The following is a 22,450-nucleotide window of genomic DNA, read 5'->3' as shown; positions in this document are numbered from 1 at the left end:
CGGTGCGGGTCCTTCCCGCGGGGTCCCATGCGGGTTCGAATGCCCCGATTGCGCTGCGGGGGTGCTGATAATCTCCCGCGGCATGAGTCCCGTTGACCTCCCGGGTTCGCCGGCGCCGCAGCCGCACGGCGGATCCGGTGCCGCATCTGTTCCCGGCGCCGCCGGACCGGGCACCGCCCGGCCGGGCGGGTCCGGTCCGGGCGCTCCCGGGCAGGGCCCGGCCGCGCCGACTCCCGCGGGCGCGGGACTGCTGGACCCGGGCGGGCCGGGAGGCCCGTTCGGCCCCGGCGGTCCGGACGGCCCCGGCGGCCCCGGCGGCGGCTCCGGCAGGGCCGGGCGGAAGCGCCGCTGGCCCCGGGTCCTGGCCGCGGTGGTGGTCTTCGTCCTGCTGGTGGTGGCGGGGGTCGGCGGGCTCGTCTGGCAGCGCCAGTCGTCCTACAACGGCAACATCGACCGGCTCCCGGGCGTGATGCCGACCGGGAAGAAGCGTCCCGAGCGCAGCGTGACCGGCACCGAGAACTGGCTGCTGGTCGGCTCCGACACCCGGGCCGAGGTCGGCACCACCGGGGACGGCGGCAAGGTCTGGAAGCCGGGCGAGCAGCGCTCCGACACGATCATGCTGCTGCACCTGCCGGCCGACCGCAGCAAGGCGTACGTGATCTCGCTGCCCCGCGACTCCTGGGTGCCGATCCCCGGCTACGGCCCGCAGAAGATCAACGCGGCGTTCTCGTTCGGCGGCCCGCGGCTGCTGATCGAGACCGTGGAGAGCCTCACCGGCATCCGCGTCGACCACTTCGGCGCGATCGACTTCAACGGGTTCAAGTCGATGACCGACGCGCTCGGCGGCGTCGAGGTCGACATCGCCGAGAGCGTGTACGACTCGGCCAACAAGGTCCACTGGCAGGCCGGCCGGCAGAAGCTCGACGGCGAGAAGGCGCTGCTGTTCGTCCGGCAGCGCTACGGCCTGCCCAACGGCGACTTCGACCGGATCCGGCGGCAGCAGGCGTTCCTGCGGGCGCTGGCGCAGACGGCCGCCGACGGCGGCACGGTCACCAACCCGCTGAAGCTCGACCGGTTCCTGTCGGCGTTCACCAAGTCGATCAGCGTGGACGACTCGGTCACGGCGGGCAGGCTGCGCTCGCTGGCGCTGAGCCTGCGCGGCATGCGGCCGGGCAATGTGAGCTTCCTGACCCTGCCCAACAAGGGCCCCGCGGCGCGCGGCTCGCAGAGCGTGGTGCTGCTCGACAAGGCCAAGTCGACGGCGCTGTTCGAGGCGGTGCGGACGGCCGAGGTCGACAAGTACATCCAGCAGCACGGCGGCACCAACCGCGTCGGCACCGTCTCCTGACCGGTCCCGCTTTTCCCGGCCGGCCCGGCCCCGCCGGTGATCGGAGCCTTCGCCCCAGGGGATTAACCTGGGGAGGGCGGACTGAGCCGTGCCGTCCGGAAAAGGGGATGGGAAGTGCTTCGGCAGGCCCTGCTGGCCGCGTCGCGCAGCGACGGGGTGCGGAAGGTGATGGAGACCGCGCCGCTCACCCGTGACGTGGTGCACCGGTTCATCGCGGGCGAGACGATCGACGACGCGCTGCGCGTCACCGGCGCGCTGGCCGACGAGGGCCTGCTGGTCAGCCTGGACGTGCTCGGCGAGGACGTGCACGACGCGAGCCAGGCCGAGGCGGCCGTCAAGCACTACGTCGAGCTGCTGGAGCGGCTGGCCGCCGCCGGGTTCGGCGGGCGCGCGGAGGTGTCGCTGAAGCTGACCGCCGTGGGCCAGGCCATCGACGAGGACTTCACGCTGGAGAACGCCCGCCGCATCTGCACGGCGGCGCGTTCGGCGAGCACGACGGTGACCCTGGACATGGAGGAGTACCAGCGGGTCGAGTCCACGCTGCGGATCCTGCACGAGCTGCGGCGCGACTTCCCCGACACCGGCGCGGTCGTCCAGGCGTACCTGCGGCGCGCCGAGGAGTACTGCGCCGAACTGGCGTACGAGGGGTCGCGCGTGCGGCTGTGCAAGGGCGCCTACGCCGCGCCCGAGTCGGTGGCGTTCACCGGCAAGGGCGAGGTCGACAAGTCGTTCGTGCGGTGCATGAAGGTCCTGATGGGCGGCAAGGGCTATCCGATGCTGGCCACGCACGACCCGCGCCTGGTCGAGATCGCGGGCGCGCTGGCGGTGCTGTACGACCGCGACCCGGACACCTTCGAGTACCAGATGCTGTACGGGATCCGCCCCCAGGAGCAGCGGCGGCTGGCCGAGCTGGGCGCGCGGGTGCGGGTGTACGTGGCGTACGGCGAGGAGTGGTACGGCTACTTCATGCGGCGCATGGCCGAGCGTCCCGCGAACCTGGGCTTCTTCCTGCGCTCGGTGGCCACCCGGTCGTGACGGGCCGCGCCCGCGCGGTCGCTAGGCTGAGGGCGTCGATGGAACCCCACGTCAAGGTGTATGAATGATCGCGATTCTGGGTGCCGGCAAGATGGGCGAGGCGCTGCTGTCCGGGGTGCTCCGGGCGGGCCGGCCCCCCGCGGAACTGATGGCCACCGTCCGCCGGGAGGAGCGCGGCGCGCTGCTGCGGCAGCGGTACGGCATCGAGATCGTCCGCAACGTCGAGGCCGCGGCCGCCGCCGACACGCTGGTGCTGGCGGTCAAGCCGCAGGACATGGGCGTGCTGCTGGACGAGGTCGGCCCGAAGATCCGTCCCGGCCGGCTGGTCATCTCGATGGCGGCGGGGATCACCACGGGCTTCATCGAGGAGCGGGTCCCCGCGGGCGTGCCGGTGGTGCGGGTCATGTCCAACACGCCGGTGCACGTGGACGAGGCGATGAGCGTGATCTCGGCCGGGTCGCACGCGGGCGAGGAGCATCTGAAGCTGGCCGAGGAGCTGCTGTCGCCGGTCGGGAAGGTGCTGCGGCTGCCGGAGTCGCTGCAGGACGGCGCCACGGCGCTGTCGGGGAGCGGCCCCGCGTACTTCTACTACCTGGTCGAGGCGATGGTGGACGCGGGCATCCTGCTGGGGATGCCGCGGGCGGCGGCGCTGGAGATGGTGGTCCAGTCGGCGGTGGGCGCGGCGGTGATGCTGCGCGACTCGGGCGAGCATCCGGTGATGCTGCGGGAGGCGGTGACCTCGCCGGGCGGCACGACGATCGCGGCGATCCGGGAGCTGGAGCGGCACGGCGTCCGGGCGGCGGTGCTGGAGGCGATCGAGGCGGCCCGGAACCGGGGCCGCGAGCTGGCCGGCGGCTGACCCGCCGGAGGCCGACCCGGCCGACCCGGCCGCTCAGGGAAGCCCTGCCTATCGGAAAAGTCACGGTCCAGGATGGTTGATCCGATCGGGTGGTTGTGGCCGTGTAGTAGGTATGGGAGTTCTGCTGCGCGTTCTGGTGGCCGCCGGTCTGGCGGCCGATGCCTACGTCCACTGGGTCTTCGCGTCCGACATGGCCTTCGTGGACGGCGGCAGCGTCGGGGGTGACGTGCTGTTCCGCGTCCAGGCCGTGGTGGCGGCGCTGGCCGGGATCCTGGTCCTGGTCCTCGCGCGGCGCTGGACCTACGCCGTGGCGTTCCTGGTGGCGGCGAGCGCGGTGGGCGCGCTGCTGCTGTACTACTCCGTGGACGTGGGCGCGATCGGCCCGCTGCCGGACATGTACGAGCCGGTCTGGTACGGCGAGAAGACGATCAGCCTGGTGGGCGAGGGCATCGCCGCGCTGGCCGCGCTGGCCGGGGTGCTGACCGCCCGGCGGAAGCGGGCCGAGGGGACGCCGGGTCCGTCGGAGAGCGCTTCGGAAGGCCCGGTGCGGCAGCAGCCGCTGTGACCACCTGACCCGGCCGTCAGGCGGCCTCCGTCCCGCTCCCGGCCTTGGAGCCGGTCCTGGCCTCGGGGGAGGCCCCCGTCCCGGGCTCGGGGGCCGTTCCCGGCTCGGGGAGGCCGGGCACGACGGAGCGGATGAAGCGGTCGGTGTCGGCCATCGCCGCGTCCGCCTCCGGCAGGACGCGGTTGAGCATCTGGAAGACGTGCATCTGCCCCTTCCAGACCTGGAGTTCGCAGGGGGTGCCGGCCGCGTCCAGCGCCTCGGCGAACGCCTCCGCCTCAGGCCGCAGCACCTCGGCGCCGCCGACCTGGAGCAGGAACGGCGGCGTGTCCGTCCAGGGCGAGGTCAGCAGCGCGAACCGCGGGTCGTCGAACCCGGTCTGACCGACGATCAGCCGCGCCATCCGCCGCGCCGTGGTGGCGCTGATGTACGGGTCGCGGACGAGCCGCTGCGCCGGCTCGGACAGCTCGCAGGTCAGGTCGATCCACGGGGAGAACAGCACGGTCCCGGCCGGGCGCGGCAGCCCCGTGCGGCAGATCTCGCCGGTCAGCGCCGCGGCCAGGTGCCCGCCCGCCGAGTCGCCCGCGATCACGATCCCTTCGGCCGGGACGCCCCGGTCCAGCAGCCATTCGTACGCGGCGACCGCGTCCTCCAGCGGCGCGGGGAAGGGGTGCTCGGGCGCCAGCCGGTAGCGGGGAGCGAAGACGGGGAGCCCGGTGTCGAGCGCCAGCCGGGAGGTGATCGGCCGGTGCGTGCGGGGCGAGCAGAACATGTACCCGCCGCCGTGCAGGTAGAGGATCGCCCCGATGGGGGAGGCCTCCTCGGCGTCCTTGGTCACGACCCACTCGCCGCGTACCGACCGGCGCAGCCGCCCGGTCTCCACCCGCGGGTCGACCACCTGCCTGACCCGGACGCGCTGGGACGGCCGCAGCAGCAGGGAGGCGGCGTCCACGGTGGAGCGGGCGGTGCGTATGCTCCCGGCGTGGGCCGGTACGCGGTGCATGAACGCCCTGGTCCCGAGCCTGAGCGCGCTGGAGATCGCCTTGCTCCGGACGCTCGGGGAGCGCTCGTACGCAGGACCCGTGTCCACCTGCTCCCGGACCATCTGCGCCCCCCAACCGTTCGTTTCGTGCTTGTAAAAAAGATGCCCAAATAATGAAATAGTTCACATAATGACCATGCTGCACGTCAAGTAGGGGTCAAGTAAAGAATCCGGCGCTGGTCACGGCGGGTGGCTGTGACCCAGGCCACGCGGCCGGGACCGCGGCCGGAACGGTAGCGTGAGGGCCATGAGCAGCGCCCCGCCCCCCGCGTCCCCGAACGACTGCGGGCTCAAGGTCTTCTGGGACGACCGGCTCATCTCCTACGACTTCGGCGCCGGTCACCCCATGAACCCCGTCCGCGTCGAGCTGACCATGGCCCTCGCCCGCGAGTTCGGCCTGCTCGATGAGACGAACGTGCGGGTCGAGGGGTTCGAGGCCGCCGACGACAAGCTGCTGGGGCTCGTCCACGACGCGGTCTACATCGCGGCCGTCAAGCACGCCGGGGACACCGGCCTGCCCGACCCCCGGTACGGCCTCGGCAACACCGACAACCCCGTCTTCCTGGGCATGCACGACGCGTCCGCGCTGGTCGCCGGGGCCTCCGTGGCCGCCGCCCGCGCGGTCTGGACGGGCGAGGCCGAGCACGCCGCCAACGTCTCCGGCGGCCTCCACCACGCCCTCGCCGAGGCCGCCTCCGGCTTCTGCGTCTACAACGACCCGGCGATCGCGATCGCCTGGCTGCTGGCCAACGGCGCCGAGCGGGTCGCCTACGTCGACGTCGACGTCCACCACGGCGACGGCGTCCAGGCGGCCTTCTACGACGACCCACGGGTCATGACGATCAGCCTGCACGAGACGCCGCGCACGCTGTTCCCCGGCACCGGCTTCCCGAACGAGTCCGGCGCCCCGGGCGCGGAGGGCACCTCGGTCAACGTGGCGCTGCCGCCCGGCACCGGCGACGCCCTGTGGCTGCGCGCCTTCGACGCCGTCGTGCCGCCGCTGCTGGAGGCGTTCCGGCCGGACGTGCTGGTCACCCAGCACGGCTGCGACAGCCACGCGCTGGACCCGCTGGCGCACCTGACCCTCAGCGTGGACGGGCAGCGCACCGCGTACGCGTGGCTGCACCGGCTGGCGCACCGGGTGGCGGGCGGGCGCTGGCTGGCGACCGGCGGCGGCGGGTACGAGCTGGTCCAGGTCGTGCCGCGCGCCTGGACGCACCTGCTGGCCGAGGCGGCGGGCCGTCCGATCGAGCCGGAGACCGCCACGCCCGAGCCGTGGCGCGACTTCGTCCGGCGGCGGACCGCGGAGATCGCACCGCGCCGGATGACCGATGGGACGAGCGTGGTGGAGGTGGTCACGTGGGGGAACGGCTACGACCCGGCGAACCCGGTGGATCAGGCGGTGCTGGCGACCCGGCGGGCGGTGTTCCCGGAGCACGGCCTGGACCCCATGACGGACCTGTGACCGGGCCTTCGCCCGCGTCCGCGGCCGTGCGGCCCGGGGCGGGAGCGTGATGGCGGCTCCGGAGCGGGCGGAGCTGCGGGCCCACCTGGTCCGCACGATGATCGCCGGAGACGTGGCCACGCCGCGCCAGAACAACCTCCTCCACTACCGGCGGATGGCGGCGCGCAACCCGTACTACCTGTTCGGCCTGGACCTCAAGCGGGCGTGGACGGAGCGGGACGTGCTGGAGGCCATGGTCGAGCGCTGCGGCGTCGTGGCCGACCCCCTGCACCTGTACGGCGACGACACCATCGACCCCGACCTGACCCTCGACGCGCTGGAGGCGATGGGCGACCGGATCGGCCGCGCCGCCCGCCGCCGGGAGCCGGTGGTGCTGGCGACCGGGCACCCGGCCACGCTCACGCCGGTGTACCAGGCGCTGGCGGGGGCGCTGCGCGAGGCCGGCTGCCGGGTGCTGACGCCCTCGGCGGGCTGGTCGTACGAGATCGAGACCTACTACGGGTCCGAGCCGCGCCGGATCGTGTACGCGCCGGGCGGCGTGGCGATGCTGGAGGACGCGGACGGCCGCACCCACCACACCCACGACTCGGCTCCGATGGAGGCGATGCTGGCCGAGCTCGCAGCCGAATCGGGGGATTGGCCGGATCTGGCCATCGCGGATCACGGCTGGGCCGGCGCGGCCGGCGAGGCCGGCATCGACACCGTCGGGTTCGCGGACTGTAACGACCCCGCGCTGTTCGCCGGCGCCGCCGAGGGCAAGATCGACGTGGTCGTCCCGCTGGACGACGGCATATCGTCGCACCATTACGCGCCCATGACCGAGTTTTTGCTCGAGCGCGCAGGGCTCTCCTGACCGTTACCGGCCCGTCCTCCTGTCCGCGAGGCCCCGAAGGCGTCACGCAGTGTGACACGGGGCCCCTGGCGGGGCCGCAGCACGCGCGGGGAGCCGGGTTCGACGCCTGAGTCGCAGGTCATCGGGTGATCCGGACCGGCGCCCGCTCGCCGTGCCACCGCCAGTGCACACAGGGTCGACGCTCGGTGCGCAAGCACACTGTGGCTCCTGGGACAGGTCGGGATACGGAAATGGGTGGAACTCCCCTCTTGCGACTGTCGGTACACGATTTACGCTGGGGGAAGTACACGTGCGTGATCAAAGTCACCCAAAGGGCCGGTGCGCGGCACGTGTGGAAGAGGGCGTCCGATGAGCTCAGGCGAGCGACCTCTGAGTGAGGTCAGGTTCCTGACCGTGGCCGAAGTGGCGGCGGTGATGCGGGTGTCCAAGATGACCGTCTACCGTCTCGTCCACTCGGGCGAGCTGCCCGCGATCCGCGTGGGCCGCTCGTTCCGGGTTCCCGAGCAGGCCGTTCACGACTATCTGCGCGAAGCTTTCATCGAAGCCGGATAACGGGGTAGGGCGGGGCCATGACCCATGACCTCGCCGCACACTCCCGCTCCGGCCGTGCAGGGGGCGTCCGCGCGGGTCTCGCGATCCGCGCGGCCAGCTGGGGAACAGAGCAGGACAAGAACCGGTCGGCGGCCTTGGGCCAGCCGAGGCCGGTGTCCGGGGAGCCGGGGGCATCTCCGATGTCCGCGGCACCCTGGACACCGGGAAAGGTCTTGCCCGGACGCGGGGCGACGAGCCCCGCCGCCGGGCCCGTCGTCGTGTGCCCGGCGACGGCACGCTCGCTCACCGAGCGGGCGATCTCCGAGCGGATGCTCTCCGTCCGGATGATCACGCAGCGTCCCGGCCGCGCCGTGCCGGAGGGCCGTCCGGCACCGGCCACGGGCCCCGCCGAGGCGACCGCCACAGGTGGACGGGGAGGTCGGCGCGCCGTGCCGGGGGTGACCGGCGGACAGAGCGCGACCGGCACAGCGGTACGCTTGGGCCTCGGCCCGTGCACGCCGGGAGAGCCCAGCTCGCCGGACGGCACGGCCGACTCCTGTCGGCACCCAAGACACCGAGCGAGGTCACGTGGGCTCTGTCATCAAGAAGCGCCGCAAGCGGATGGCCAAGAAGAAGCACCGCAAGCTGCTGAAGAAGACGCGTATCCAGCGCCGCAACAAGAAGTAAACGCACCGGCCACTCAGCCGTAAGGGGTGGAGCGCACAGTGTCGTCCATGCCCTCCGCTGCGGCCCGTGTCGTTCTCGTCACGGGAGTCTCCCGATTCCTCGGGGCCCGGGTCGCGAACACCCTTCAGGCAGACCCGGGCATCGAACGGGTCATCGGGGTCGACACCGTTCCGCCCGCGACGCCGCTCGGACGCACCGAGTTCGTGCGCGTCGACATCCGCACGCCGAGCATCGCGAAGGTCATCTCCTCCGCCGGGGTCGACACCGTCGTCCACCTGAACCTGGTGACGGCACCGTCGGCGCCCCGGTCGAAGGTGAAGGAATTCAACGTCATCGGGACGATGCAGCTGCTGGCCGCCTGCCAGCGGTCGCCCGACATGCGCAAGCTCGTCGTGCGGTCCTCGGCCGCCGTCTACGGCTCCTCGCCGATGGACCCGGCGGTGTTCACCGAGGGCGACGAGCCCGTCGAGGCGCCCGCGTCCGGCTACGCCAAGGACGCGGTCGAGGTCGAGGGCTACGTGCGCGGGCTGCGGCGGCGGCGCTCGGACCTGACGGTGTCGGTGCTGCGCTTCGCCAACTTCCTCGGGCCGGGCGTCGACTCGCCGTTCACCCGGTACCTGCGGATGCCCGTCGTCCCGACGGTGCTGGGCTTCGATCCCCGGCTGCAGTTCCTGCACGAGGACGACGGGATCGAGGTGCTGCGCCGGACGACGGTGGAGGACCATCCCGGCACCTACAACGTCGCGGGCGACGGGGTGCTGCTGCTGTCGCAGGCCCTGCGGCGGGCCGGGCGCTCCTCCGTGCCGCTCCCGGGCCCGTCGATCTCGGTGATGGGCGACGCGGGACGCCGGTTCGCCGGGATGACGGGCTTCTCCCCGGCGCTGCAGCGCTGGCTGACCTACGGCCGCGTGGTCGACACGGCCCGGCTCGTGGCGGAGCTGTCCTGGCGGCCGAAGTACACCACCGAGGCGGCGTTCGCGGACTTCGTCTCCGGCGAGGGGCTGGGACGCGGCGCCCCGCTCCACCTGATCGACCGGCTCGCCGCGGCGCTGCACCGCGGCTGATCATCGCGGGGGGCGACCCCCGCACGCCCGGCAGGGAGGCCACCCGATGAACGCCCACCACGAGGAGCGGTTCGCCCGCGAGGACGAGGGCGCCCGGGTCATCCCGCTGAACGCCGCGCGGCACGACGAGCCGCCGCCGCGCTCCCCGCTGGAGCGCAAGGTCGCCTCTGGGCTGGCGTTCCTGCGCCGCCGCCTGGCCGGGGAGTACGAGGTCGACGAGTTCGGCTTCGACAGCGAGTTCAACAGCTCCGTCCTGCTGCCCCTGGCCCGCGCGTTCTACGAGCACTGGTTCCGGGTCGAGCTGTTCGGCCTGGAGCACCTGCCCGCCGAGGGCGGCGCCCTGATCGTCGCCAACCACTCCGGCACGCTGCCGCTCGACGGGATCATGCTGTCGGTCGCCGTCCACGACCACGCCCATCGCGACCTGCGGCTCCTCGGCGCCGACCTGGTCTACCAGGTGCCGCTGCTGGGGCACCTGTCCCGCAAGGCCGGCCACACCCTGGCCTGCCCCGCCGACGCGGGCCGCCTGCTGGGCAAGGGCGAGCTCGTCGGGGTCTTCCCGGAGGGCTTCAAGGGCGTCGGGAAGCCGTTCAGCGAGCGCTACCGGCTGCAGCGCTTCGGCCGCGGCGGCTTCGTCGGCACCGCGCTGCGCGCCGACGTCCCGATCATCCCGTGCGCCATCGTCGGCGCCGAGGAGATCTACCCCAAGATCGCCGACCTGCGGCCGCTGGCCCGCCTGCTGGGCCTGCCGTACTTCCCGGTCACCCCGACGTTCCCGCTGCTCGGCCCGGCGGGACTGCTGCCGCTGCCGTCCAAGTGGATGATCCAGTTCGGCGAGCCGATGCCGCTGGAGGACTACGACGCCTCCGCCGCCGACGACCCGATGACGGTCTTCAACATCACCGACCATGTGCGCGAGGTCGTCCAGCAGATGGTGTACGACACCCTCCTCCGCCGGGGCCCCGCCTTCCTCTGAGGTGACCGGGCAACCGGGAAAGCCGATCACTTTGCCCCGGTTTCCTGTTGTTTTTCAGCGACGGGAATTCGCGTCTCGGGTTCTATCGCTTCAGCAGGACACGGACGAGTTCGATGACCCAGTGCGGTGCCCAGTCCGAGGCCAGTGACAGCACCGGGACCAGGAGGACCAGGGCGATCCAGGGAGCCATTCCCATCGCCCAGCTCCGTGTCCCGTCGGACGGCTCCGTGCGCTGGGAGGGCGGGGAGGGCGGGGCCGGCCCGGTCGCGGAATTCGCGCAGCAGGCGTGCAGGTGGCCCGCGCAACAACGGCTGGTTTCCGTACCGGCCTGACGATGGTCGTGATGGGCATGGGCAGCCGTCGGAGTGGTCATGGTGGGCGTGGCCGGGTTGCGCGGGCAGTTGGGCCCCGTGCCTGCGTCCGCAGGCACAGGGCAGCCGCACGAGTACATGCGCTCCATGTGCTGCGCCTCCGTGGAGAGACGGCCCACGTCGCCTGTGCCGGCAGGAGATCAGAGCGACGGGAGCCTGAGCCGGTGGTGGTGGGAGAAACTCTGGCGCGTCACTGACGAGAGGGCTACCAGGGCTGCCCATAAATGCCAGATTTGCGGCGACGCTCTGGTGTGAGATAAATCACGCATGGATATTTCCGACCGCTTTTCCTATTTGGGGTCGATCGGAAGCGCTATTAGGTGCACGCACCGTGTGGAGGTGTGTGAGGGAAACGTCCCGCGTCGTTCGCTCCGGCGGGAAGAACGACAGGGGCATAATCAAATCACTGATCTCGGCTAATCCGCCCTATGTGCCGATATCTAATGCCGATTGCCGACCTGTGGTCTGACCGCGGCGGGTCAGTCGGAGTGCAGGGCCGTCCGTAGCTCGTCGACCGGGTCGATGCGTCCGGGGCCGGGGGTCTGGAGCCGGACGGAGATCAGGTCGCCGTTCCAGGGGGAAGGCGTCCGGTAGCGGTCCGAGACCGGCAGCCCGGCGTCGAAGCCGAGGCGCAGTCCCGCGCCGCCGTGCTGCACGGACGCGGGCAGGTGGCCGTCGAAGGTCAGCGTCCCGACCGGGGTGTCGCCGTGCAGGAGGTGGAAGGCGGCGCCCGTCGTGTGGACGACGCCGAGGCGCTGCCGTCCGGCGGGCACGGGACGGTCGGCGACCACGTCGAGGGGCTCGCCCGCGCGCGAGAACGCGAAGGTGAGACGGCCGTCGGCGACGAAGAGCGCGAACCCGCCGTTCCAGTCGCCGAGGGCGAACAGGACGCCGTCCGGGGCGTCGGCGGCCACCACCTCGGCGGTGAACCGGAAACCGCCCGACAGCATCGGAAGCGACTCGTCGCAGACGGGCGAGGCGCCGGGACGGAAGGTGCGGTCGCCGCCCGCGGGCCAGACCGGGCCGATGAAGCTGCCGAAGCGGTCGACGAGGTTGTCGAACAGCGGCAGCACGTGGTTGCGTTCGGCCTCCCGATCCCACAGACCGCGGAGTTCGCCGACGACGCCGGGATGCTCGGCCGCCACGTCGGCGGACTCGGAGAAGTCCCCGTCGAGGTCGAACAGGGCCCAGTGGTCGTCCTCGAAACGACGGCTGCCGGTCAGCAGCTCCTCCTCGTCGAGCACGCCCTTGGAGACGTGGTCGGTGGTGGCCTTCCAGCGTCCGTGGATGAGGGAACGGGAGCCGAGCATCTCGAAGTACTGGGTGTCGCGGGGCGCGGGCGCCGCCGGGTCGTCGAAGGTGGCGCGGAAGCTGGCCCCGTCGACCTGCTGCTGGACGATCCCGTCGACAACCTCCGGGGCCGGGATGCCCGCGGCGTCCAGGAGCGTCGGGAACAGGTCGTTGACGTGCACGACCGGGTCGCGGACCGCGCCGCGTTCGCGGATCCCGGCGGGCCAGTGGACGATCAGCGGCGTCCGGGTGCCGCCCAGCCAGGTGTACCGCTTCCACAGGCGGAAGGGCGTGTTGCCCGCCCACGCCCAGCCCCAGGCGTAGTGGTTGTAGGTACGCGGACCGCCCCAGTCGTCGTAGTGCGCGAGATTGTCGGCGAGCGACTCCCGGACGCCCACCGAGAAGCGGTGCTCGTTGACGCTGCCCTCCACACCGCCCTCGGCGCTGGCGCCGTTGTCGGAGAACAGCACGACGATCGTGTTGTCGAGCCGCCCGGCCGCCTCCAGGTGGTCGAGCAGGCGGCCGATCTGGGCGTCGGTGTGGGTGAGGAATCCGGCGAAGACCTCCTGCTGGCGGGCGTACATGCGGCGGTGGTCGCCGTCCAGGCCGTCCCAGGCGGGCACCCAGTCCGGACGCGGCGTGAGGGACGTGCCGTCCGGGACGACCCCGGAGGCGAGTTGCCGCTGGAAGATCTGCTCCCGCCATGCGTCCCAGCCCTGGTCGAACCGTCCCCGGTACGGTTCGACCCATTCGGGCGTCACATGGTGCGGGGAGTGCATGGCGCCCGGCGCGAAGTACAGGAAGAACGGCTTGCCCGGGGCCGCGTAGCGCTGGTCGTCCAGATACCGGATGGCGCGGTCGGCCAGGTCCTCGGTGAGGTGGTAGCCCTGCTCGGGCGTGGCGGGCGGGTCGATGTAGTGGTTGTCCTGGACGAGGTTGGGCGCGTAGTGGTTGGCGTCACCCTGCAGGAAGCCGTAGTACCGCTCGAACCCCACGCCCAGCGGCCAGTGGCTGAACGGACCGGCCGCCGAGCGTTCGAACCGCGGGGTGAGATGCCACTTGCCGACGGCCAGGGTGGAGTAGCCGTTGTCGCGCAGGATCCGCGGCAGGGCCGCCGCCGACCGGGGCAGCCGGGCCGTGTACCCGTGGTGGTCCAGCGGGATGTCGGCGAGGAACCCCATGCCGACCGCGTGGTGGTTGCGTCCGGTGAGGAACGACGCGCGGGTCGGCGAGCACAGCGCCGTCACATGGAACCGGTTGTAGCGCAGCCCTCCGGCGGCCAGCCGGTCCATGTGCGGGGTGGCGATGCCGGAGCCGAAGCAGCCGAGCTGGGCGAATCCGGTGTCGTCCAGGACGATGGCGACGATGTCGGGCGCGCCGCCGGGCGGACGGCCGGCCCGGCGGAAGACGGGTTCCGAGTTCATGGCTGCCCTCCAGATTAAGACAACTTGTCTTAACCCGCCGAACGCTAGGGCATCCAAGGAGAAGATGGCAACGATGCGAGCGAACGAGAAGATCCTGGGCGCCGCCGAGCGGCTCTTCGCCGAGCGCGGCTTCGAGGTGTCCCTGCGCGAGATCGCCGTCGCGGCCGGGCAGCGCAACCACTCGGCCGTCCAGTACCACTTCGGCGACAAGGCGGGCCTGGTCAACGCCCTCTACGAGTCCCGGATGGCGCCGCTGAACCGCCGCCGCCGCGAGCTCATCGCCGAGATCCGGGCCACCGGCCGCGCCCGCGACCTGCCCGCCCTCGTCCGGGCCTACCTGGCCCCGCTCGCCGAGCATGTGCTCGCCCACCGCGGCACCAGCTGGCACCTGCGCCTCACCAGCCGCTACGTCCTGGCCGGAGGCCACCGGGCCTGGCCGTTCTCCAGCGAGCACTACGCCGGAATGACCGAACTCGTCGCCCTCCTGACCGACGTCCTCCCCGGCCTGAGCGACGAACGCCTGCGCGTGGTCAACCTCCACATCGTCATGGTCCTGGCCGACCTGGAACAACGCCTCAGCAGCGATCTCGACGAGCCCCAGGCCACCGCCGCCATAACCGACCTGCACACCACCACCGAGGCCATCCTCACCGCAAGCCCCTGACCGCCGAATCGGCCCTCGGGCGGGGTGTGTTGTTGCGCCGCCGGCGGGTGAGTGTCAGGGCTTGGGGACGCGGTAGCGCAGGTGGGTCACGGAGCCCGTGGTGGCCTTCCGCTCCGGGATCAGCTCGGAGCGCTCGCCGAAGAACAGCGGTGTGCCGTCTCCCAGGAGCAGGGGGACGAGGTGGATGCGGACCTCGTCGAGCAGGCCCGCTCGCAGCAGTTGCCGGGCGATGTCGGCGCCCAGCACCCAGACCTCCTTGCCCCCTGCGGCGTCCTTGGCGCGGCGGGCCGCGGCCTCCAGGCCGTCGAAGGCGAACGTCCCGCCGTTGTCGCCGAGCAGGTCCTCCCTGGTGCGGTGGGTGACCACGAAGGTCGGGATGCCGGGCCACGGCGTGCCGCCCCAGTTGCCCACGCCGAGGTCGAAGGTTCGCCGTCCGGTGATGACGGCCCCGATCGTCCCGTCGGACTCCCGCATGACGTCGAGGTCGGCCCGGCCGTCCGGTCCCTTCCCGGCCATCCACTCGTGCAGCTGTTCGCCGCCGTCCCCCATGGGCTCTTCCGGCCTGACGTTCGGTCCGGTCGTGAATCCGTCCAGGGACACCGAGACGTCCAGTACCACCTTGCTCATCGCGAGACTCCTTCGCTCCATCGGCGCCTGAGAGAACTGTGTCTCAAGGACACTGTGGACCATAGGGGCCCAGGCCCGCCTTCGACGTCGCCCAGGTGGCTGCCGCCGCGGTGAAGGTCGCCGACGCCGAGGGGTGCGAACTGTTCGCCTGTGAGGTCGGTTGAGTGAACATGTGGGTGATCAAGTGATCCGACTTGACGCTTTGTGTTCGTCTCTGTACTTTTGGTAGCGCGATCTGGGACGCCGGGTTCGATGTCAGCGTGCGGGGCCCCCTTTCCACCGGAGTGATGGTCTGGGGCCTCCCCGTCGCCTCTGGTCGAGCCCACTTGGCCAGGTCGCGTAGGGAACCGGCCTCCCGGGAACGGACCACGCACAGGATGCGTGTCGCCGCCCCGGGGTCGAGTACGCCGGGGACCAGTGCGTCCAAGACCGTTCGGGGCGCGCGGCTGAGCAACTTATGCACAGTCCTTAGGAACGGTTGAAGGCGGTCTCCATGCAACGGGCTGCCGCCGAGCTCGGACTGACCAAGATGGCCCTGTGCTGGACGCGGTCATGCTGGTGTCCCACCACATCCGCGCGACCCACGCGGCCGCCACCCCGGGCACCCAAACCTGGACGACCGGTGATGCCGCCCCGATCATGCGCGACCTGCTCCTTCAGAACGCGGACCGTTTCCCGCTGCTGGCCACCACCCAGACCGGCCCCTCGGCCACCACGACCCAGGAGTTCGGCCTCCACGCCATCCTCGACGGTCTCGAACACGCCATCGCCCTACGCGCCCGTTGACGGACGAGAAGGTCAGGACCTGGCGCCGACCCAGCGGTGGTAGGCGTCCATGTCGACGTTGCCGCCGCACACGATGGTGGCCACGTGGCGGTCGGCGAAGCGGTCACGGTCTTCGAGGATCGCCGCGATGCCGAGCGCGGCCGAGGGTTCGACGACCAGGCCGGCGTGGTCGAGGAGCATCCGCATGCCGGCGACGATCGACTCCTCCCGGACCAGGACGGCGTCGTCGGCGACCACGAGGAGGTCGTCCAGGACGGCCGGGATGGGGCGCCGGCCGGCGACACCGTCGGCGATGGTGTCGGTCGAGTCGGTGGTGACGACGCGCCGTTGGTGCCAGGAGTGTGTCATCGCGGGCGCGCCCAGCGGCTGGACGCAGATCACCTCGACGCCGGGCGCCCAGGTCTTCACCACATGACCCACACCGGTGGCCAGCGCCCCGCCGCCGAGAGCGATCAGGACGGCGTCGAACGGCGGCGCGGCGTCCACCAGTTCAAGGCCGATGGTCGCCGCGCCCTCGCAGGTCTCGATGTCCAGGCTGTCTTCGACCAGCCGGATGCCGTCGGAGCGGGCGATGGCCGCCGCCCGTTCGCGGGCCATGTCGAAGTCGCCGTCCACCAGTTCCAACCTGGCGTCCAGCGCGCGGATGCGATCGAGCTTCGCGGCCGGTGCGAAGCGGGACGCCACGACGGTGACGTCGAGCCCCCGGCCGCGACCGGACCAGGCGAGGGCTTGGCCGAGGTTGCCCGCGCTGGCGCACACCGCGGCCCGCCCGGCGAGCAGGCTCGCGACCAATTCGGTGCCGCGGGCCTTGAAACTGCGGACCGGGTTCGCCGTTTCGAGCTTGATGCTCACCGCGCACCCGAGGACGGGCTCCAGCGCCTCGCAGCGGTACAGGGGGGTGTCGAGAAAAATCGGGTCGATCACCTGGCGGGCCGCCCGGATCCGGGCGGTGTCGAGGCGCGTCTCCTGCATGGCACAGCAGCGTAACGCCCGGCGTGATCAGAAGGCGCTCCTTCTGCGGGGAATGCAGCAGGGAATTGCGTACGGGTGAATTGTCACGGGTCCTTTGAAATGGGTGAACGAGTTGTTGTGTAAACGTGGGTAGTGGCTGGTGGTAGTGTCCCAGGGTGATGAGCGAGGGCTTTGCCGGTGATCTGCTGGAGGCGGCGGAGCGGGAGATCGAGGGGGAGCGGGGGAATCTCGGGCGGGCTTACAAGGAACTGTCCGACGGGTACCGTGGCGGCGGTGCGACCCCCGATGATGCCGCTCTGTCGCGCGACCACGTTCTGGCCTATCTGGCGGCGCGGCTTCCCGCCACCTACGCGGTGAGCGAGGAGACACTGGGGGCCATCGCGGCGGAGCGGCCCGAGTGGGAGCCGCGTTCGGTGCTCGATCTGGGGGCCGGGCCGGGCACCTCCACCTGGGCCGCCGTCGCCACTTTTCCCTCGCTGGAGAGTGCCGTTCTGGTGGAGCGGTCGTCCTCGATGATCCAGGTCGGGCGGCGCCTCGCCGAGCGGTCGGACTCCGCGGCCCTGCGGTCGGGCAGCTGGCGGCGCGGGGGCGTCGTCGGTGCGGAACTGCCCGCCGCGGATCTCGTCGTCGCATCCTACGTTCTTAACGAGCTCCCCTCTGGGCAGGTCGACGAGGCCGTGGCGCAGTGGTGGGACGCCGCCAGGGGCGAGTTGCTCATCATCGAGCCGGGGACGCCCGCCGGGTTCGCCCGGATCTCGCAGGCACGAACCCGGCTGCTTGCCTCCGGCGCCACGATCACGGCCCCGTGCCCGACCGACTTCGCCTGCCCCATGGCCGCCGACGACTGGTGCCACTTCGGGCGGAGGATCTCCCGCACCGCGCTGCACCGGTGGGTGAAGAGCGGAACGCTGGGGTTCGAGGACGAGAAGTACTCCTATGTCGTGGCGTCCCGGCAGGAACCCGTCGTTTCGGGGCCGCGCGTTCTGCGCGCGCCGCAGGTTCGTTCAGGACATATTCGCTTGACCGTGTGCGCGGCACCGGAAACGCAAGACGTGGTCGTCGCCCGCAGCAAGCGCGACGCCTATCGCTGGGCCAAACGGGCTCGCTGGGGAGACGCCATGCCGCTGGAATTCTCCTAACTCAGATCTCGACGAGGTGGACCGCCACCTCCATTCGCTGCCAGTATCCGGCCGAGGTGTTTCCCTCGCCGGAATCGCCGCGGCCAAGGTCCTGTTTCAAAGGCAGATCAACCAGCTGCTGGTGCGATCCTGGCCAGGCCGCGGACGGCGAACCGCCGCACCTGCTCATCAGGGTCGTCGCGCAGGAGCCGCAGCGCCGGCTCGGCCGCTGGATCGCCCAACCCGCCAAGGTGCCGGCCGAGGATCATTCGCACGTGCGCGACCGGGTCCTCGACCAGCGGCAGCAGCACCGCGAGCGCGCCAGGTCGGCCGTAGAACGCGACCATGCCGACGGCCTTCGAGCGGACCATCGGGTCCGGGTCGTCCAACAGCGATCGGGCCACAGCGTCGACCCGGTCGACATCCGGCTGGTCGGCAAGCGCCTCCAAGGCCGTGAACCGCAAGCCCGGGTCGGCGAGAGCCGCAGCGATGCGGCCGAAGTCGGCCGGATCACCAAGGACGCCGAGGGCCCACACGCGCATCTCTTCGTCACCGGCGTGGCCAAGAATGACCGTTCGGCTTCCCACTGGGTCGTCGGCGATGAGCGCCTCGATCGCATCGACCAGTGAATCCTTGTCCGCGGCGGGATCCGCGGCACGCAGGGCGCACAGAAGCTCGTCGAGCGTCTCGGGCATCCACCCAAGGTACTCATAAGCGGCGGTACTCGCGCGCAGCCGCCTTCATGTCGTCGGCACATTGATCCAGGCCCAGGGCCTGTTTCCTGGATCAGGTGCGCAACCAGATGAGCAGGACGGCGATGGTCATGGTGCCGGGTGAGGTGCAGGCGCGCTCGTCCAAGTGAACGAGCACGCCACACGGCGTTAACACGGCCCACGAACGCCGCGCTATGGCGCGGAGCCGGGCGGGGGTTGTTGTTCGGTGGTGGAGGTGGAGCGGGTCTGTCCATACGGGGCGGAGTGGCCGGCCTCTTGGGTTCGAAGCTTGTCAAGTCATAGGAACATCGCCGCATCGCCTTGTTATTGCCCCTTATGGCCTTTCTTGGTGCTCTTGTCATATTCCAAGGCTGACGTTTGGATCGAGGGAGATCTTTTATAGCGCGTCCGCGGGCGCGCCGGTTCCCGTGGGCACGTCCTTTGCCTGCGTCGTCTTCCAAGAGAAGGAGCGTTGATCATGACCGCGCTGACCTACACCATTTTCACCGACCCGGCGCCCCTGGAGGCATCGGCGTCCGGGCGGCGATCCAGGTCCATCGCGACCGTGTACTTGGTCGTCACCAACACGGCGAGGAAGGTGGACTGGCGCTCGATCGAGGTGAAGGTGCCCGTGGGCGACGGTGCCGGGCACGTTGGCCCGGACATCCCCGAGATGAAGGGCGAGTACACCACCAACCCGTGGGAGGGCGAGGCGACGACCGCGAAGGTGCGGGTTGAGCGGCAGCAGGGCACTAACGTTTTCAAGGTCACTCCCCAGGCCGGTGACGATACCTCTTTCAAGTTCGGCGACTACCTGGTGCTGAAACTGGAGAACATCGCCGTGGCCACCACGGCCGGGCTGGCCGTGCTGACGGTGAGGGAGAAGACCGAGGACGATGACGGGGAGCACACCCGCTACACCTCGGTGGCGCTGGTGAAGACCGCTCCAAAGGAGATCGCGGCGCCGCGCGACTTCCGCCCGGACAAGGCGATGGTGGACGAGGGGGACACGCTCACGCTGAGTTGGGAGGGGTCCGCCGAATTCGATTACAAGGTTCTGTTCCCCGGCGGGGAGGAGAAAGTGCCCGCGGGCAGCCGTGCCTGGCGGCCGGCCAACGCCCCGAAGCGCGCCACCACCTACACCCTCGTCGCCACCGACCCCGTCACCCGGCAGCAGCACTTCCTCACCACGACCGTTCAGGCGCGTTATCCCGTCCTGGAGAAACTCACCGCCACGACCGGCATTGATACTCCCTGGGTCCAGGGGAGGGCGGATGAGACCAGGGGGCGCCTCACCTTCACCGGCGCAGGTGTGGAGATCTTCGGCAACTCCGGCGCCAAGGGAACCGTGACGGCCGACAAGGCCGACCTCAACGGCGTCACAACCGAATGGGTGCAGGGAAAGAACACCGACGACGGAAAGATCACCTTCCCCAAGGACGGGCTCGACATCAGGCAAGGAAGCGGGTCATGGGGAGTCGTGCACGCCGACAAGGCCGACCTCAACGGCATCAACACCAAGTGGGTGCAAGGCAGGAGCACCAACGACGGATGGATCTCCTTTCCCCAGGACGGGCTCAACGTCAGTGAAGGAGGCGGGTCTTGGGGAGTCGTGCACGCCGAGAAGGCCGACCTCAACGGCATCAACACCAAGTGGGTGCAAGGCAGAAGCGCCGACGACGGATGGATCTCCTTTTCCCAGGAAGGGATCAAAGTCAACCGCGAGGACGGCGATCATCTGACGCATCTGGTCGTCGGTTATGCGACCCTCGACATCGTGAAGACCCGAGTCGTTCGAGGACTGAAGGACGATGACGGATGGATCAGCTTCCGCAAAGAGGGGCTGAACGTCCACCGGGAGCGCGGTACAGAACGGGGCACCGTGTTCGCCGACAAGCTGACCTGAACGATGCCCGATCCAGGTCGCTACAGCGCGACCTACAACGGCCGGCATCTGCACGACCATTCACGATCGGCACACCTGGAGACGGTGGTCGACGTGCGCCAGGTCAACCGGGAAGGCCACGAGTACCAGTCCTCCCTGGTCTCGACCCGCCGTCCCTGAACTCTCGGCAGGGGCTACGGTCGCAGGGTGTATTCGCTTTGGGAGCCGCCTCTGTTCACGCGCCTGAAGAAGGCGCAGCGCATCCTGGTCGCGGGGGCCGGGGGTGGGTTCGACGTCTACGCGGGCCTGCCCCTCGCCCTGGCGCTGCGCGGCGCGGGCAAGGAAGTGCACCTGGCCAACCTCTCGTTCAGCGCCCTGTACGGCCTGGGCGACGAGGTCTGGTGGGAACAGAACGTCGCCAGGATCGGGCCGGACACCAACAGCCGCGACTGGTACTTCCCCGAGGGCGTCCTGGCCCGCTGGCTGGACCGGCACGGCGAACCCTCCACGGTCTACGCGTTCCCGAGGGTGGGCGTCGCGCCGCTGCGCGACGCGTACCAGGTGCTCGTGGAACGGCTCGATCTGGACGCCATCGTGCTGGTGGACGGCGGCACCGACATCCTGATGCGCGGCGACGAGCAAGGGCTGGGGACGCCCGAGGAGGACATGGCGAGCCTCGGCGCCGTCCACGGCCTCGCGGGCGTGCAGGAGAAACTCGTCGTGTGCGTGGGATTCGGGGTCGACGCCTACCACGGCGTCAACCACTCGCTCGCACTGGAGAACCTGGCCGCCCTGGACGCCGCCGGGGCCTACCTGGGGACGTTCTCCATCCCGCGCGACAGCCGGGAGGCCGCCCTCTACCTGGACGCCGTCGAGTACGCCCAGGCCGCGACCCGGGACCGTCCCAGCATCGTGAACGGCTCGATCGCGGCGGCCATCCGGGGCCAGTTCGGGAACGTGCGCTTCACCTCCCGGACGGACGGCAGCGAGCTGTTCATCAACCCGCTGATGGCGATGTACTTCGCGGTCGACCTGGACGGCCTGGCCGCGTGCTCCCTCTACCTGGACCGGCTGGAGGGCACCCGGTTGATGCGCCAGATCAGCTCGGTCATCGAGGACTTCAGGGACGAGATCGCCGGACGCTCACGGCCGCCCCGCCAGTACCCGCACTGACCGGTATGCCCGGATATCGGGTGGGTCGTTTGGTACGGAGGCCACCCGTGGGCGATGCTGGGGCTTGTGTCAACGGAGACTCTCACCGCGGACGGCGGAACGGCCGAACTACGCGCGTTCCTGCATGGTCTGCCCGGTGTCGATCAGGTGGGTGCCGAGGAGCGGGCGGCGCGTTTGTCGACGCGTTCGATCAAGACCTCGGCGAAGGCGGAGGCGATCGATCTGGCGATCGCGATGGTGGATCTGACCACCTTGGAGGGGGCGGATACGGCGGGGAAGGTGGGGGCGTTGTGCGCCAAGGCCGTCCGTCCCGATCCGTCCGATCCGGGGGTTCCCAAGGTCGCGGCGGTGTGCGTGTACCCCGACCTGGTCGCTGTCGCCGTCGAGGCGCTGCGCGGGTCGGGTGTCGGCGTGGCGAGTGTGGCGACGTCGTTCCCGTCAGGCCGGGCGCCGCTGGAGGCGCGGTTGGCCGACACCCGTGCGGCGGTGGCGGCCGGCGCGTCGGAGATCGACATGGTGATCGATCGGGGCGCGTTCCTGGCGGGGGATTACGGCAAGGTGTTCGGTGAGATCGCCGCGGTCAAGGAGGTGTGCGGGGGTGCGCATCTGAAGGTGATCTTCGAGACCGGTGAGCTGGTCACCCTGGACAACGTGCGCCGGGCCTCGTGGCTGGCGATGCGCGCGGGCGCCGACTTCATCAAGACCTCCACCGGCAAAATCTCTCCGGCCGCGACCTTGCCGGTGACGCTGGTGATGCTGGAGGCGGTCCGTGACTTCCGTGAGGCGACCGGTCGCCAGGTGGGGGTGAAGCCGGCCGGGGGCATTCGCACGACCAAGGACGCTATCCGCTACTTGGTGCTGGTGAAGGAGGTCGCTGGTCCGGACTGGCTGACCCCGGAGTGGTTTCGCCTGGGTGCTTCGAGTCTGCTGAACGACTTGCTGATGCAGCGGCGGAAGCTGGCCACCGGGGTGTACTCCGGTCCCGACTATTTCACCTTGGACTGA

Annotated in this window: 22 protein-coding genes; 17 read left to right on the top strand and 5 right to left on the bottom strand. The window is 70.7% G+C overall.

From position 1 onward, the window contains the following. The first annotated feature begins 82 nt into the window (after nucleotides 1-82). The 4 genes from ACZ466_RS15645 (at nucleotide 83) to ACZ466_RS15630 (ending at nucleotide 3,807) form a co-directional block, all read left to right on the top strand. On the top strand, nucleotides 83-1,348 hold the full coding sequence (locus ACZ466_RS15645; protein WP_378290613.1) for an LCP family protein: 1,266 nt from the start codon (nucleotides 83-85) through the stop codon (nucleotides 1,346-1,348). A gap of 114 nt (nucleotides 1,349-1,462) precedes the next feature. After that, nucleotides 1,463-2,383, top strand: a complete 921-nt coding sequence (locus ACZ466_RS15640; RefSeq protein ID WP_378290611.1) for a proline dehydrogenase family protein — start codon at nucleotides 1,463-1,465, stop codon at nucleotides 2,381-2,383. Between the two features lie 64 nt (nucleotides 2,384-2,447). After that, complete coding sequence (proC, locus tag ACZ466_RS15635) at nucleotides 2,448-3,242, top strand: pyrroline-5-carboxylate reductase (protein WP_378290609.1); 795 nt, start codon at nucleotides 2,448-2,450, stop codon at nucleotides 3,240-3,242. Nucleotides 3,243-3,354: 112 nt separating this feature from the next. After that, on the top strand, nucleotides 3,355-3,807 hold the full coding sequence (locus ACZ466_RS15630) for a hypothetical protein (RefSeq protein ID WP_378290607.1): 453 nt from the start codon (nucleotides 3,355-3,357) through the stop codon (nucleotides 3,805-3,807). A 16-nt stretch (nucleotides 3,808-3,823) separates the two neighbouring features. Here ACZ466_RS15630 and ACZ466_RS15625 read toward each other — a convergent pair whose 3' ends face one another. Further along, entirely contained in the window at nucleotides 3,824-4,894 is a 1,071-nt protein-coding gene (locus ACZ466_RS15625; RefSeq protein ID WP_378290605.1) for an alpha/beta hydrolase, read from the bottom strand. A gap of 199 nt (nucleotides 4,895-5,093) precedes the next feature. Between ACZ466_RS15625 and ACZ466_RS15620 the strand changes: the two genes are divergently transcribed. The 6 genes from ACZ466_RS15620 (at nucleotide 5,094) to ACZ466_RS15595 (ending at nucleotide 10,422) form a co-directional block, all read left to right on the top strand. Continuing rightward, on the top strand, nucleotides 5,094-6,311 hold the full coding sequence (locus tag ACZ466_RS15620; RefSeq protein WP_378290603.1) for an acetoin utilization protein AcuC: 1,218 nt from the start codon (nucleotides 5,094-5,096) through the stop codon (nucleotides 6,309-6,311). 49 nt (nucleotides 6,312-6,360) lie between these two features. Further along, nucleotides 6,361-7,164 carry a phosphatase gene (locus ACZ466_RS15615; protein ID WP_378290601.1) on the top strand — a complete coding sequence of 268 codons (804 nt, stop codon included), beginning with the start codon at nucleotides 6,361-6,363 and terminating at the stop codon, nucleotides 7,162-7,164. 348 nt (nucleotides 7,165-7,512) lie between these two features. Then, on the top strand, nucleotides 7,513-7,716 hold the full coding sequence (locus ACZ466_RS15610) for a helix-turn-helix domain-containing protein (RefSeq protein ID WP_030163775.1): 204 nt from the start codon (nucleotides 7,513-7,515) through the stop codon (nucleotides 7,714-7,716). 567 nt (nucleotides 7,717-8,283) lie between these two features. Next, the gene (locus tag ACZ466_RS15605) at nucleotides 8,284-8,382 is read left to right on the top strand and encodes a 30S ribosomal protein bS22 (RefSeq protein WP_018654693.1); all 99 of its coding nucleotides are present in this window, start codon (nucleotides 8,284-8,286) and stop codon (nucleotides 8,380-8,382) included. Nucleotides 8,383-8,429: 47 nt separating this feature from the next. After that, entirely contained in the window at nucleotides 8,430-9,446 is a 1,017-nt protein-coding gene (locus ACZ466_RS15600; RefSeq protein ID WP_378290598.1) for an NAD-dependent epimerase/dehydratase family protein, read from the top strand. A gap of 46 nt (nucleotides 9,447-9,492) precedes the next feature. After that, nucleotides 9,493-10,422, top strand: coding sequence for a lysophospholipid acyltransferase family protein (locus ACZ466_RS15595; protein WP_378290596.1), 930 nt, complete (start codon nucleotides 9,493-9,495; stop codon nucleotides 10,420-10,422). Nucleotides 10,423-11,272: 850 nt separating this feature from the next. Here ACZ466_RS15595 and ACZ466_RS15590 read toward each other — a convergent pair. Continuing rightward, the gene (locus tag ACZ466_RS15590) at nucleotides 11,273-13,507 is read right to left on the bottom strand and encodes a sulfatase-like hydrolase/transferase (protein WP_378290594.1); all 2,235 of its coding nucleotides are present in this window, start codon (nucleotides 13,505-13,507) and stop codon (nucleotides 11,273-11,275) included. Between the two features lie 64 nt (nucleotides 13,508-13,571). Between ACZ466_RS15590 and ACZ466_RS15585 the strand changes: the two genes are divergently transcribed. After that, the gene (locus ACZ466_RS15585; RefSeq protein ID WP_378290592.1) at nucleotides 13,572-14,171 is read left to right on the top strand and encodes a TetR/AcrR family transcriptional regulator; all 600 of its coding nucleotides are present in this window, start codon (nucleotides 13,572-13,574) and stop codon (nucleotides 14,169-14,171) included. Nucleotides 14,172-14,225: 54 nt separating this feature from the next. On the opposite strand, the gene ACZ466_RS15580 is transcribed toward ACZ466_RS15585, so the two are convergent. After that, on the bottom strand, nucleotides 14,226-14,798 hold the full coding sequence (locus ACZ466_RS15580) for a dihydrofolate reductase family protein (protein WP_378290590.1): 573 nt from the start codon (nucleotides 14,796-14,798) through the stop codon (nucleotides 14,226-14,228). A 537-nt stretch (nucleotides 14,799-15,335) separates the two neighbouring features. Between ACZ466_RS15580 and ACZ466_RS15575 the strand changes: the two genes are divergently transcribed. Continuing rightward, the gene (locus tag ACZ466_RS15575) at nucleotides 15,336-15,584 is read left to right on the top strand and encodes a hypothetical protein (protein ID WP_378293383.1); all 249 of its coding nucleotides are present in this window, start codon (nucleotides 15,336-15,338) and stop codon (nucleotides 15,582-15,584) included. Nucleotides 15,585-15,596: 12 nt separating this feature from the next. On the opposite strand, the gene ACZ466_RS15570 is transcribed toward ACZ466_RS15575, so the two are convergent. Next, nucleotides 15,597-16,556, bottom strand: a complete 960-nt coding sequence (locus tag ACZ466_RS15570; RefSeq protein WP_378293381.1) for a threonine ammonia-lyase — start codon at nucleotides 16,554-16,556, stop codon at nucleotides 15,597-15,599. A gap of 158 nt (nucleotides 16,557-16,714) precedes the next feature. Between ACZ466_RS15570 and ACZ466_RS15565 the strand changes: the two genes are divergently transcribed. Next, nucleotides 16,715-17,695 (top strand): small ribosomal subunit Rsm22 family protein, encoded by a 981-nt coding sequence (locus ACZ466_RS15565; RefSeq protein WP_378293384.1) that lies wholly within the window; start codon nucleotides 16,715-16,717, stop codon nucleotides 17,693-17,695. Nucleotides 17,696-17,802: 107 nt separating this feature from the next. Here the strand turns inward: ACZ466_RS15565 and ACZ466_RS15560 are convergent, their stop codons facing one another. Continuing rightward, complete coding sequence (locus ACZ466_RS15560; RefSeq protein WP_378293379.1) at nucleotides 17,803-18,369, bottom strand: HEAT repeat domain-containing protein; 567 nt, start codon at nucleotides 18,367-18,369, stop codon at nucleotides 17,803-17,805. Between the two features lie 496 nt (nucleotides 18,370-18,865). Here ACZ466_RS15560 and ACZ466_RS15555 point away from each other — a divergent pair, with 496 nt between their 5' ends. From ACZ466_RS15555 to deoC, 4 genes are read left to right on the top strand one after another with little or no spacing between them, the layout of a single operon-like run. Continuing rightward, nucleotides 18,866-20,293 carry a hypothetical protein gene (locus tag ACZ466_RS15555; protein WP_378293377.1) on the top strand — a complete coding sequence of 476 codons (1,428 nt, stop codon included), beginning with the start codon at nucleotides 18,866-18,868 and terminating at the stop codon, nucleotides 20,291-20,293. Nucleotides 20,294-20,296: 3 nt separating this feature from the next. Beyond that, entirely contained in the window at nucleotides 20,297-20,452 is a 156-nt protein-coding gene (locus ACZ466_RS15550; protein WP_378293375.1) for a hypothetical protein, read from the top strand. A 27-nt stretch (nucleotides 20,453-20,479) separates the two neighbouring features. Next, nucleotides 20,480-21,445, top strand: coding sequence for a DUF1152 domain-containing protein (locus tag ACZ466_RS15545; RefSeq protein ID WP_378293373.1), 966 nt, complete (start codon nucleotides 20,480-20,482; stop codon nucleotides 21,443-21,445). Between the two features lie 54 nt (nucleotides 21,446-21,499). Beyond that, entirely contained in the window at nucleotides 21,500-22,450 is a 951-nt protein-coding gene (gene deoC, locus ACZ466_RS15540) for a deoxyribose-phosphate aldolase (protein WP_378293371.1), read from the top strand.

The organism is Actinomadura rugatobispora (assembly GCF_055379765.1).
This window is presented reverse-complemented; position numbering and strand designations above follow the sequence as displayed.

Bases quoted from the DNA above. Each gene is read 5' to 3' on its own strand.
- ACZ466_RS15645 (WP_378290613.1), top strand. From the start codon at position 83: ATGAGTCCCGTTGACCTCCCGGGTTCGCCGGCGCCGCAGCCGCACGGC.
- proC (WP_378290609.1), top strand. From the start codon at position 2,448: ATGATCGCGATTCTGGGTGCCGGCAAGATGGGCGAGGCGCTGCTGTCC.
- ACZ466_RS15630 (WP_378290607.1), top strand. From the start codon at position 3,355: ATGGGAGTTCTGCTGCGCGTTCTGGTGGCCGCCGGTCTGGCGGCCGAT.
- ACZ466_RS15620 (WP_378290603.1), top strand. From the start codon at position 5,094: ATGAGCAGCGCCCCGCCCCCCGCGTCCCCGAACGACTGCGGGCTCAAG.
- ACZ466_RS15615 (WP_378290601.1), top strand. From the start codon at position 6,361: ATGGCGGCTCCGGAGCGGGCGGAGCTGCGGGCCCACCTGGTCCGCACG.
- ACZ466_RS15610 (WP_030163775.1), top strand. From the start codon at position 7,513: ATGAGCTCAGGCGAGCGACCTCTGAGTGAGGTCAGGTTCCTGACCGTG.
- ACZ466_RS15600 (WP_378290598.1), top strand. From the start codon at position 8,430: ATGCCCTCCGCTGCGGCCCGTGTCGTTCTCGTCACGGGAGTCTCCCGA.
- ACZ466_RS15595 (WP_378290596.1), top strand. From the start codon at position 9,493: ATGAACGCCCACCACGAGGAGCGGTTCGCCCGCGAGGACGAGGGCGCC.
- ACZ466_RS15590 (WP_378290594.1), bottom strand. From the start codon at position 13,507: ATGAACTCGGAACCCGTCTTCCGCCGGGCCGGCCGTCCGCCCGGCGGC.
- ACZ466_RS15585 (WP_378290592.1), top strand. From the start codon at position 13,572: ATGGCAACGATGCGAGCGAACGAGAAGATCCTGGGCGCCGCCGAGCGG.
- ACZ466_RS15580 (WP_378290590.1), bottom strand. From the start codon at position 14,798: ATGAGCAAGGTGGTACTGGACGTCTCGGTGTCCCTGGACGGATTCACG.
- ACZ466_RS15570 (WP_378293381.1), bottom strand. From the start codon at position 16,556: ATGCAGGAGACGCGCCTCGACACCGCCCGGATCCGGGCGGCCCGCCAG.
- ACZ466_RS15565 (WP_378293384.1), top strand. From the start codon at position 16,715: ATGAGCGAGGGCTTTGCCGGTGATCTGCTGGAGGCGGCGGAGCGGGAG.
- ACZ466_RS15560 (WP_378293379.1), bottom strand. From the start codon at position 18,369: ATGCCCGAGACGCTCGACGAGCTTCTGTGCGCCCTGCGTGCCGCGGAT.
- ACZ466_RS15555 (WP_378293377.1), top strand. From the start codon at position 18,866: ATGACCGCGCTGACCTACACCATTTTCACCGACCCGGCGCCCCTGGAG.
- ACZ466_RS15550 (WP_378293375.1), top strand. From the start codon at position 20,297: ATGCCCGATCCAGGTCGCTACAGCGCGACCTACAACGGCCGGCATCTG.
- deoC (WP_378293371.1), top strand. From the start codon at position 21,500: ATGCTGGGGCTTGTGTCAACGGAGACTCTCACCGCGGACGGCGGAACG.